The sequence below is a fragment of the uncultured Fibrobacter sp. genome (assembly GCF_900316465.1).
Lineage (GTDB): Bacteria > Fibrobacterota > Fibrobacteria > Fibrobacterales > Fibrobacteraceae > Fibrobacter.
Genome location: NZ_ONDD01000016.1, coordinates 61,490 through 72,357, shown reverse-complemented (window position 1 = coordinate 72,357; position 10,868 = coordinate 61,490). Strand labels below are relative to the sequence as shown.

Here is a 10,868-nt window from a genome sequence, read left to right as displayed (position 1 = left end):
GCCGAACCGTGGCACGTTTGTAGACGAGCGTGATGGTCAGGAATATAAGTACACGACTATCGGTGACCAAGTATGGATGGCCGAAAACTTGAACTACAATGCTGTGGGCAGTATTTGCCAAGGCAAGGATGAGTCGAAGTGTGAACTGTATGGCAGATTGTATAGGTATACTTGGCAGGATCGGAATACAGGGCGTGATACCATAAATTGGGACTTTATTGATTCTGTGTGTCCGCCCGGCTGGCACTTGCCTAAATTGGCTGAATGGGAACTTTTGCAGTCGTATATGGGTGGAACTGATTCAATGGCTGTTGCATCAAGATTAAAGTCCGAAAATGGTTGGGAAAATAGCAACTGGGGAGCGGGAATAGATGCATGTGGCTTTTCCGTGTTACCTGCAGGATACTTTTCTTATGAAAGCTCGGGAGAGGAAAATTCTGCATTTTTTCTTTCCGCTACAGCGATATATGAAACGGGTAATTATATTGTCTCGTTTGGTAGAAAGATAGGATATTTCTATAGTGGTGGCAGTTACTACACAATTCGATGCATTAGAGATTGATATAGGGAAAAATGGGAGTTTTTTTTAATGCTGCTCGCCATAGCATTCGTTGTATCAAGGATTAAAGAATGAAAAAAATGTGCTAACAACTTTTTTAATCGTGCCATTCTAATAATCAATCGTCACAATTCTTTTAATATCAAAAAGCGCCTTGTTTGGCGCTTTTGAAGTTTTTACTGATTTTCTTGGTTTTTCGCCTTGAATTTGATGACCCAGATTTCGGAATCGCTCCCTAAGCGGACGGGCGGGCCCCAGCAATCGAAGCCGGAGCTCACGAGCCAGAGCACGCCGCTGAGCGCGCCCTTGCCGTAGGCGAGTTTCCACACGTAGTCGATAATGAAGGTAATGGGGAAGAATTGCCCGTCATGGGTGTGGCCCGAAAGCGCAAAGTCCGGGAGCCTTCCGGCGTGAGTTTTTTCGATTCCCTTGGGCTGGTGGTCCAAGAGAATCCACGGGCGGTAAAGTGGAATTGTGTCGTAAGTAACGGTAGCGACAACTGCCGAATCTGCGGTTGAATCTTGCACGGTGGCTGCGCTCGCTTGAGAGTCGGCTACCTTAGTGGTGTCGGCGAGCGAGTCCGTAGAATCCTTGGGGTGTTCCACGATCTTTATAGAATCGGGAATGAGTTCGCTAAGCGGTTTGCGTTCGGTGTCCCTGCTGCGGGCAACCGTAAAGTCGGTGCGGCCCGTAAAGCAGACGCCGCCCAGGCATGCGGTAGAATCGTCGAGCACCACGAAGCCTACCTTGCGCATCCATTCTTCGGGGCTGTTGTCCGAGTTCGCCATGAACGCTTCGTGATTTCCGTTGATGGCAACTGCCGCCACTTTCGCTCCGGCGGTCAGTTTTTTGAACAAACTATCGTAACCCGCGTGGTCCATCTTTTCGGTGGTAATATCTGCGAGGTCACCGCCGAATAACAAGTAGTCGGGCTTGATGGAATCGACTTGTGCAATAAGGCGTTCAAGCTTTTGGGCCTTGAACAGCGGGTCTACGTGAATGTCGCTAAAGAATATGGCGGTAAAGCTTTCGGTGTAAACGCCCGGCAAGTCGATAGTAAGCAAGTTCGTCTTGTATTCATCGTTGTGCTGCATGCCGTAGCCGATGAATATGAACGTGAATGCGCATGTGATTCCGAGCAGGTAGCGGCTTACGCGGCGTACCAGGTGGCGGCTCAGGTGATGCGGCTGCGTAAAGTAGTAACCGATTCTGTAGAGCGTCCAGGGAATGTAAAGAATTAGAGAGTTCGGGAGCCAGACCGCAAAAAAGGTGACAATTAAACTACCGATCAGTGTAGAGCGCAAGAACATGCCCAAAAAGAGCACGAACAGCACGGCTGCGCCGATAATTTTACCTGTTTTATCTTTGGCGACGCTGCTGACGTTAATATAAATCAGCGCAAGGCCGATAAGCAGTATAAATAGGAACGCAATCATGTTTCAATAATAGCAAAACTTTTTTTGAGTTAACTATATTTGACCCCGTATGGCTTTATGTATTGAATCAGATCATTTGGAAAAGGTCCAGAGGATCTTGGCCCTCCATTTCGAAGGGCTCGAAGTTTGGGCGCATGGAGCCCGTGTCACGGGAGTGGATCTCACGCCCGATACGGAACTGGAATTGGTGGTTATTTCAGAAAGTCCCCTTTCTTTCGAGGCGATGACCGCTGTTGAAAAGGCTTTTGTCGATAGCGGACTCCCGTTCCGGGTCGATGTCATGGACTGGGCTAAGCTCCCCGAATCTCTCCAAAAACAAATCAAGAAAGAACACGACGTGGTTCAAGCCGCTGCGGAATCCTAGTATGAAACGTCTTTTACCCTTTGCTTTGGTGGCAATGCTTGCCGCTTCCGCTTTTGCCCAGGACGAAATTCGTGAGGCAAAGAACTTAATCCAGAACGGCCAGTGTGCCGAGGCGATTGCCCCGCTCCAGAAGGTCTACAAGTCAAGCTTCCGCAAGTCCTCGGGCGAAAAGGCCGCCGTGATGCTCACGGAATGCTACTTGCGCGAACACAAGCGCGACGAAGCCCTGAAGCTTTCTTCCCGATTCCTGGAATACTACGTGAACACGGTTTACCGTGAACGTATGGAACTGGCTAACGCCATCGTGCTGGTTGAAAAGGGGAATGTCTACGAAGGTGTAGAAGCCATGCTCCGCATTCTGGCCTACTCCAAGAACCCAGCCGCCCGCAGCCGCACCAAGGATGTCGCCATCCAGACGTTGGCCGCCTCTCTCTTGACTGCCGACCAGTTGCAGGCCCTTTTGGAAAAGTACCCGGTCGATAAGGACATCGTGGGCTGGATGCAGCTGCAGATCGGCCGCGAATGCCAGAACTCCAAGCGTTACAAGGCAGCCCGTTACTGGTACAAGAAGGTTGTGGCAGGTGGGGTAGCCGAAAACCTCTCCAACACCGCCGAGAAGGGGCTTGAATCCTTGGAAGACCGCGGCGCCGGTATGCCGACGGTCTTGGTGCTCGCCCCCCTTTCTGGCGACTACGCCGAATTTGGCGCGGCGGCTATTCAGGGCGTGATTCTTGCCCACGAAAAGGCCGGACTCAAGGGCAAGGTGAACCTGCGCGTGGCCGATACCCGTGCTGACGCCGCCCAGGCGCTTTTGCGTACGCAGCAGGCCATTAACCAGGACAGCATTGTGGCCATCATCGGCCCCATCATGAGTGCCCCGGCCGCAACCGTTGCCGCCTGGCTCGGTAGCAACTTCCAGAACATCCCGATGCTCACCCCGACCGCTACCGACGACGGTATCGCCAAGATGGGCCCGAACATTTTCCAGGTGAACATCACCATGGATAACCTCGCCAGAAGCATCGCCGACTTCGCCACCAAGTGCCTGAACATCCGCGAATACGCCATCTTGAGCCCGCTCGGTGGCTATGGCGCCTCGATGTCGCAGAGCTTTACTACCGCCGTGGAACGTCGCGGCGGCTCCGTGATCGCCTTCCGCAACTACGAAGAAGGCCGCCCCGACTACAAGACCGAATTCAGCCTGCTTCGCGATGTGCGCTTCAAGCAGATCAACCGCCGCCAGAACATTGCCCGCGGTGCCTCTGACCTCGACGCCGTGAACGCCAAGGAACGCCGCTTCTACATGCAGGACTCCACGTTCAACATTCCGGGCATCTTCATTCCGGCGACGAACCCGGGTGACGCCGGCCTCATGGCAGGCCAGGTGGCCTTCAACAAGATTTCGGGCGTGCTGCTCGGCGCCTCCGGCTGGTATGGCCGCGAGCTCCTGATCCAGGGCAAGCGCCAGGTCGACAGCTCCTACTTTAGCGTGCCCGCCATGGACATGGGCGGCAACAACGACGGCCTCAAGAAGTTCGTGAGCGACTTCAAGGAACGCTGGGGTGCAGAACCCGGCGAAGACCGAGTCAGCGGACTCAGCTACGACGCCGCCAACATCGTGTTCAGCTCCATGGCCAAGAACCCGAACAGCCTCACGAACCTGATCAACTACACCGCGAACTTCCAGGGCGTGTACGGTGAAATCAAGTTCAAGCGCGGCATGAACATGAACACCAAGATCGTGACCGTGAACAAGGGCAAGTTCGAAACTGTCGAAGGCTGCCCGGCTAAGTAAGCAAGAGAACGCCGCTTCGCGGCTACAACGAGAGATATCAAAAATTCCCGCAGCGGCGCGCTACGGGAATTTTTTTGTTTCTAGGAGGGAGAGAAATCTAGTCGTCTTCGCAGGTGGGGCAGAGCGAGGCTGCCACGTAGTCCGGGGAATCCCCGTTGCGGTAGTAGGCATGCAGGCTGTCATCGTCCAGGAGGTCGTCCAGGTTTCCGCCACCGGCGGCGTCGAGTTCTTCTTTGACGCGGGTCTTGAACGCCATGAAGCCGGAGTGGATCATGTAGAATGACAATGCAGATGTTTTATGGAAAAGCTTCATAAGACCTCCGTCGCGTGTTATTCCTGGTTTTGCCTTTTTTAATGTGAAATTGTTGTTTATATGTTGATAAACTGTTTATCTCCTATGCTAGTTATAGATAATTTTGCGTGCCTAGGCAATAGCCAAAAAGGTATGTAAGGTTTAAGAAACAATTTCCTAATTTTGGCGTTTTTTTCGAAAATTCAGTACTTTTGTCTAAAATGGCGGACCTTAACTTGTTGCCTGTCAACGCGTTAACGTGCGCTTGCCGAGGCCGCTTTTACCCCGGAACGGGGGCCAAAATCGATATTCCAATTTGGAGTAAAAAATAAGGAAAATAAGTTTTCGAGAATCGTCAAAACTAGCATTTTTCTTGTGGATAAATCGTGAATTGGCCTTTTTTATCCATAGTTTATCAACAGATTTAAGGCCGTTTCATGGGTTGCCATATTTTCTAAATTTGCACCAATGCGATTTTTGAAGACGATATTTTGTGCCCTTTTTGCTTTGGCTACCGTTTGCCTTGCCGATGAACCCCTTACGCTTTCGCTTCCCCAGGGGCAGGCGGAACTCTGGTCCAAGGCGACTTCGGCGACCATGGCGCTGCGCTATGGCGATGCCCTGGAACTTGCCAAGAAACTCCGTGCCGAAAACGAGGGCGCGGGCTGCGTGCTCGAAAATATCGTGCGCATTAGCGTTTACGACGACAAGGGCGATACGGCTGCACTCCAGAAGGCGGGCAAGTATTTGGAAAACTGCAAGACCGCTGGCCTATGGGATGCCTTGCGCCGTTTTGAGATGGGTTTCGTACAGGGCGAGACGGGGCATTCGGTCAAAGGGGCAATGACCACGCGCTCTGCAGCCAAGGCATTCGAAGATTCCAAGGAACTCGAGGCACGCGCCTTCTTTGCCATTTACGCCTACTACATAGACAAGAGTTTTAGCTGGGTGCCGTTCAAGTCGGACAACCGCGATCTTTACCTGGCCATTCTCGACAGTGCCTCGCAAAAGTCCGAACGTTTCTGGCCGCTGTTCCTGACGCCGCTCATTTGGATGCATTACGACAAGGAAGATTTTTCGACAGGCCTTAAGCTTGCCGAACGCGGACTCAAGCGCGCGCCGAATCACCCGGTCATGTTGCAGATTAAGGCCGACATGCTTTATCGCCTCAAAAAGTATGGCGAGGCCGCGGGCATTTACGAACGTAGCGCCGCCGACTATTTAAAGCGTACAGGCAAGAGCATTCGCTACTGGTGCTCGGCGTTGAACTTGATTCGCATTTACAGCGACAAGGGCGACAAGGCAAAGGCCGAAGCCTGGCGCAAGACTTTGGACGACCCGAAGTTCAAGGAACTCAAGGACTGGATGCCGGGTTCGCTCATGGATGACTTGAAGAAGAAAAAGCTTCTTTAATCGCGAATTTTTAACCGCGATAGTTTGTATAGAAAATTTAACATCTGAAATTGGTATTAGGTACCTCAAAAAAAGCGTGTTAGTAAGAGGCACGTCTTTTATGGAGGTATTATGCCGCAACCGCTCCGCATAGGATTTTTCCTGGATGGCTTTACGCTCAAGAAGGTGAACGATTATTACCGCAACGTTCATCGTTTTCATTCGAGCTTGGACTTCAGGAGCTTAAGGCTCTGGGTCGAATCGCAGGCGATACGCTACTTCGAGGGAGGCAAGTATCGCGATTTGCAAATGGAGTCGCACTATTACCACCCGTACCGCGATCCGCATGTGTTTGCACGCGACCACGAGGGCGTGTTCAGGTTGGAACAGAAACTGATGGATGCCGGTTACAGCGTGCATTTTAATAACCCTGCAGAGACCGGCTACGTGGGTCCGAACATGTTGCTCATGGAAGACGCTTTACTGTTTGCCATGTACCGGCGTCTTGATGCCGTGGTGCTTTTAAGCACGCAGGGCGAGTATGCGCCGCTCCCCGACAGGTTGCGAATGCTTGGGGTTCCTACGCTTGTGCTGGGTTGGGAATTCATTTACCCGAAGGCGAAATACATGGTCCGCTGGAAAACGGATTCGTGCCTAAAGCGCTCTTGTGCCCACTACGTGGCCATGGAAAAAATATTGGATTCCAATCCGAACGGCGATGCACCCCGCGGGTTTTTCTTTCAGCGCGAACACGCGTTCAGCAAAGGGCGTAATCCTCGACCGAAGGTGGCGGTGGGGCGCGATCCTCACGCGCCTCGCCGCCTTAATTAACAAAAAAAGCCCGGCTTAGCCGAGCTTTTTTAGTCAGAATCTTTGATTACAATTTATCTGCTTGCTTCTTTTCCCACTGGCTCAAGAAGTACCAAGTCAGGCGGACGCCCAGGAAGTACGTGTCGCCGACGTTGTCGGTGCCGTTTTGGACTGCGCCGTACTGAATGGTGAAACCTTCAACATCGATATCGTTGTAACGGATGAAGCGGTAACCGATGTAGCCGCCCAGAGCCAAACGACCGAGTTCAATGCGGAGTTCAAGTTCGGAGTTGATTGTCGTAGCGAAGGTGCTGTAGAAACGGTCGCGGACGGTTTCCACGTGGTCTTCGTTGTCCTTTTCGTAATGGTCAAAGTGAGAAGCGAAGTGGAAGTTGATCAGGTTGAAACCGAAGCCGATTGCCGGAATCAGGTTGATCGGGGCGTTTTCGCCGAAGAGCTTCCATGCAAACATCCAGTCGGCGCCGTAGGCGAACCATTCCACGTCATACAGCGGGAAAACATCGTCGGTTACGGCGTAAGAGCCTTGAGGCAGGTCAACTGCAGGATAGTCTGCGACATACCAGTCGGCCTTGCGTTCAGACACCTGGGACGGCATGAAGTTGAAGTCGATCCAGGTCATGAACTGCTTGTACTGGGCACCCACGTTTACGTGCAGGCCTAAGTACCAGTCATCGAACTTTTTGTAGTTGAGTTCACCGTACGAAGTCGTCTGGATGGTATCGGAGACTTCGCCTGTACTATCGGGGACAGCGTACTTGACGCGGTGACCGAAGTTCTGGAAGGCCATGTTGTTCACATAGCGCTGGAATTCCTTGCGCATGCCGCGGTAGTCGGCGCCAACAGAAATGAACCCACGGACGTGGTCCTTTTCGTAAAACCCTTCTTCTTCTTCGGCAAAGGAGCCGGTTGCGAGGGTGAGCAAGCTGAGAGCAACAATGCTCAAAAAAGAGGCTATCTTTGTTTTCATAAAAGATTCCATTGCTAATATCTAGGCTATAAAATACATTATGTTTACGAAAATTGCATTAGAAATTTTCATAAGACGTTAAAAATCAACGATTTACGCACTTTTTTAGGACTAAAAATGTTGAATATTTGTGGAAAAATGGTCGTAAGCGCCACCTTCGGGCTTTTTATGGCTTTTTCGGCCTTTGGGCTGTCGGGCTGCAAAAACGAGGCCGAAGGCGACAAGAAAACGGCCGATTGCGGTGAACTTCCGTCGCTGGAATTTAGCGAAAACCTTAAAATCGGCAAGCTTTGCGGCGAGGATTTTGCCGAAATCCGCTCGATTGTGGGCCGCGATACCCTAATCAAGCGATTTAAGCTGGGCGAGCCGCTTAAACGCGTGGTGGCGCTTTCGTCGTCGCAGGTGGGTTACATGCTGCGCCTCGGGCTGCGCGACCGCATTGTGGCGGTGGGCGAGGGGCGCTACCTGGTCGATAGCGTTTTGTATGCGCGCGTCGCCGCGGGCGAAGTGGCCGAGGTCGGTAACGGGCCGACGCTTTCGCTCGAAAAGCTGGTGGCGACAAAGCCGGACCTGGTGTTCGACTTTGCGACTGGCGGCGGCATGGACGACTACGAGCGCATTGGCGCCATCGGGCTTTCGCTGATGCTTACGTCGGAATGGCAGGAACGGAGCCCGCTCGCGAAGGCCGAGTGGATCAAGCTGTTCGGGCGTCTGTTCGGTGTCGAGGCGCTTGCGGATTCGATTTTTGAACAAAGTAAGAATGCGTATATGCAGGCTGCGATAAAGGAAATCCTGGACCAAGCCCGGGATGACAATTGGGCGTGTCCTCGCGTTCTTGTAGGCATGAGCTACGGCGGCGTATGGCATGCGCCGGGCGGCAACAGCTTTACCGCGCGCCTCATCAAGGATGCGGGCGGTTGCTATTTGTGGGCCGCGGACACGAATCAGGATTTGCAGTTCAGTCTCGAAGAAATCTTGCAGGTGGCAGACAGCGCCGACGTGTGGGTGAATCCGGGAATGTTCGCGACAGTGGAGGACTTGCTGATGGCCGAACCCCGCGTCAAGTTTATCAAGGCGTTCAAGGAAAAGCGCGTTTACCAGAACGACGCGATCAAGGGAGCCGGTGGCGGGAACGATTTTTTCGAATCCGCAGTGGCATACCCGGCCGAAATTCTTACGAATTTGCGTCTATGTATACAAAACTCAACAAATGGGGCCGATTCTACCCGAAAGGGTTTTGACTGGTACCACAATATTTTTATCTTTTAAGGCATGAAGACTCATACTGGTATTGGTGACTGGATTGCAGCCAACTATGAACTTGGGACACCCTTTTTGCAGCAGGTGCCCAGGGACTGTGCAGACTATTTGCTTTTGAATGCGCAGATCCGCGAGTACGAGCCGGGGGAAATCATTATCAACGGTGGTTCTGTCGGGGATTCGTTCTGCGTGTTGCAGAGTGGCCGAGCTTTTATTTGCGGTCAGATTCTGGCCGATGGCCATTACAATACGCTTGCCCTGCTCGATGCGGGTGCGTGCTTTGGTGAAATGTCCATCATTTGTAACGAACCCACGAGCAATACGGTTATCGCGAGCGAAGATGGTGCCACGGTGCTCCACATTCCGCGCGACGAATTCGTGAAGTTCCTGGACAAGAACCCGAATATCATGGTGTACCTTTACAAGGTGGTCGCCGACCGCCTGCGTGCAAAGAACAAGGCGTTCGATGAATTCGAAAGGCTTTCGCTCTTGGCCTCTGCAAAGGTGCTTCCCTTTATCGATTTTGCGCAGACCATGGAAAAGAGCCGCGTCACTGGAACGGTCATGTTCGAATGCAATGGCGAAAAAGGCTTTATCGCATTCCAGGACGGCCGAATCTGCTGTGCCAAGTGCGGCAAACTGGCAGGCCCAGACGCTCTTGAAAAGATGTTGTCTTGGGGCGACGAAACGCTCTTCAAGCTCGATACGCACTTGATGCCCGATATCGTGAACATCAACCAGATGTCCGATACCACGAGCCTGATTCTGGATGCGCTCAGAAATATTGATGAAAAACAAAATGCCCACTAAGGGCTAAACACGTGCCCAAGACTTGGGCAAAAGGATAAAAGATGAATTACGCAGACGCAGGAGTGTCCTTGGCACGTGCCGACGAAGCAATGGTCGGTGTCAAGAAATCCGTACGTACTACATTCAACCAGGGCGTTCTCGGTGACGTGGGCAACTTCGGTGGCCTGTTCACGCTGAACCATCTCGGCATGAAGGACCCCGTCCTCGTGAGTTCCGTTGATGGCGTGGGCACCAAGCTCAAGGTCGACATTGAAATGGGCACGCACGAACTCCCGGGTCAAGACATCGTGAACCACTGCTGCGACGACATTCTGGTGCAGGGTGCACGTCCGCTGTTCTTCCTGGACTACGTGGCTACGGGCCGCCTGGAACCGGGTGTCATGGACAAGCTCGTTGCCGGTATGGCCAAGGCCTGCCGCGAAAACGATCTCGTGCTGATCGGTGGTGAAACTGCTGAAATGCCGGGCTTCTATGGTCCGGGTGACTACGATATTTCCGGTACCATCGTGGGTGTCGTGGAACGCGAAAACATCATTGACGGTAAGAAGATCAAGCCGGGTACCATCATTCTCGGTCTCCCGTCTACCGGTTTACATACAAACGGTTATTCCTTGGCTCGCAAGGTGCTCTTCGACGTGGCCGGCTACAAGGTCGACACCATGGTCGATGGCATGGACAAGTCCATTGGCGAAGCTCTCGCCGTGCCGCACCGCAGCTACTATCCGAGCCTCATCGATCTTTGCAACAAGAAGATCATTCAGGGCCTCGCCCACATCACGGGTTCGGGCTACCAGGGCAACATTCCGCGTATCTTGCCGGACGATGTCGACGTGATTATCGACCGCACCACGTGGGATCCTCCGATGATCTTCAAGCTCATCCAGCAGGCCGGTTCTGTCGAAAAGGACGAAATGTACTCTACCTTCAACATGGGTATGGGCATGCTCATCTTCATCGACCCGAAGGACAAAGCCGAAGTCACCGCTCACCTCGAAGCCAAGGGCGAAAAGTGGGTGCAGATCGGTGAAGTCGTGAAGGGCACCAAGCAGGTGAAGTTCCGCGACTAATCCTCCCACAACAAGAGAATTTAAAAGGCTTGCACGCAAGTGCGGCCTTTTTTTGTGATGTATTTCTCACAGGTTTGCTCTTTGTGTACATTTAG

11 protein-coding genes are annotated in these 10,868 nt (G+C 52.5%); 8 read left to right on the top strand and 3 right to left on the bottom strand.

The genetic code is table 11. The features are described from left to right. Positions 1-562 (top strand): FISUMP domain-containing protein (locus tag QZN53_RS07950; RefSeq protein WP_294652375.1); only part of this gene is annotated, 562 nt, incomplete at its 5' end. Between the two features lie 173 nt (positions 563-735). Here QZN53_RS07950 and QZN53_RS07945 read toward each other — a convergent pair. Next, positions 736-1,995 carry a metallophosphoesterase gene (locus tag QZN53_RS07945; protein ID WP_163438486.1) on the bottom strand — a complete coding sequence of 420 codons (1,260 nt, stop codon included), beginning with the start codon at positions 1,993-1,995 and terminating at the stop codon, positions 736-738. Positions 1,996-2,044: 49 nt separating this feature from the next. Between QZN53_RS07945 and QZN53_RS07940 the strand changes: the two genes are divergently transcribed. Both QZN53_RS07940 and QZN53_RS07935 read left to right on the top strand, forming a co-directional pair. Further along, complete coding sequence (locus QZN53_RS07940) at positions 2,045-2,359, top strand: nucleotidyltransferase domain-containing protein (protein WP_163438485.1); 315 nt, start codon at positions 2,045-2,047, stop codon at positions 2,357-2,359. A gap of 1 nt (position 2,360) precedes the next feature. Further along, entirely contained in the window at positions 2,361-4,154 is a 1,794-nt protein-coding gene (locus tag QZN53_RS07935) for a penicillin-binding protein activator (protein ID WP_163438484.1), read from the top strand. Between the two features lie 97 nt (positions 4,155-4,251). Here QZN53_RS07935 and QZN53_RS07930 read toward each other — a convergent pair whose 3' ends face one another. Beyond that, on the bottom strand, positions 4,252-4,467 hold the full coding sequence (locus QZN53_RS07930) for a hypothetical protein (RefSeq protein WP_163438483.1): 216 nt from the start codon (positions 4,465-4,467) through the stop codon (positions 4,252-4,254). Positions 4,468-4,914: 447 nt separating this feature from the next. Here QZN53_RS07930 and QZN53_RS07925 point away from each other — a divergent pair, with 447 nt between their 5' ends. Then, positions 4,915-5,859 carry a hypothetical protein gene (locus tag QZN53_RS07925; protein ID WP_294652372.1) on the top strand — a complete coding sequence of 315 codons (945 nt, stop codon included), beginning with the start codon at positions 4,915-4,917 and terminating at the stop codon, positions 5,857-5,859. A gap of 111 nt (positions 5,860-5,970) precedes the next feature. Continuing rightward, positions 5,971-6,669, top strand: a complete 699-nt coding sequence (locus tag QZN53_RS07920; protein ID WP_163438482.1) for an NYN domain-containing protein — start codon at positions 5,971-5,973, stop codon at positions 6,667-6,669. A gap of 46 nt (positions 6,670-6,715) precedes the next feature. On the opposite strand, the gene QZN53_RS07915 is transcribed toward QZN53_RS07920, so the two are convergent. Continuing rightward, positions 6,716-7,636 carry a hypothetical protein gene (locus QZN53_RS07915; protein ID WP_163438481.1) on the bottom strand — a complete coding sequence of 307 codons (921 nt, stop codon included), beginning with the start codon at positions 7,634-7,636 and terminating at the stop codon, positions 6,716-6,718. 138 nt (positions 7,637-7,774) lie between these two features. Here QZN53_RS07915 and QZN53_RS07910 point away from each other — a divergent pair, with 138 nt between their 5' ends. Genes QZN53_RS07910 through purM form a run of 3 tightly spaced genes read left to right on the top strand, consistent with a single transcriptional unit; the run spans position 7,775 to position 10,773 of the window. Continuing rightward, positions 7,775-8,905, top strand: coding sequence for an ABC transporter substrate-binding protein (locus tag QZN53_RS07910; protein ID WP_163438480.1), 1,131 nt, complete (start codon positions 7,775-7,777; stop codon positions 8,903-8,905). 3 nt (positions 8,906-8,908) lie between these two features. After that, the gene (locus tag QZN53_RS07905) at positions 8,909-9,706 is read left to right on the top strand and encodes a cyclic nucleotide-binding domain-containing protein (RefSeq protein WP_163438479.1); all 798 of its coding nucleotides are present in this window, start codon (positions 8,909-8,911) and stop codon (positions 9,704-9,706) included. Positions 9,707-9,747: 41 nt separating this feature from the next. Then, positions 9,748-10,773: a phosphoribosylformylglycinamidine cyclo-ligase gene (purM, locus tag QZN53_RS07900; protein WP_163438478.1), complete on the top strand. Its 1,026-nt coding sequence runs from the start codon at positions 9,748-9,750 to the stop codon at positions 10,771-10,773. The last annotated feature ends 95 nt before the right edge of the window (positions 10,774-10,868 follow it).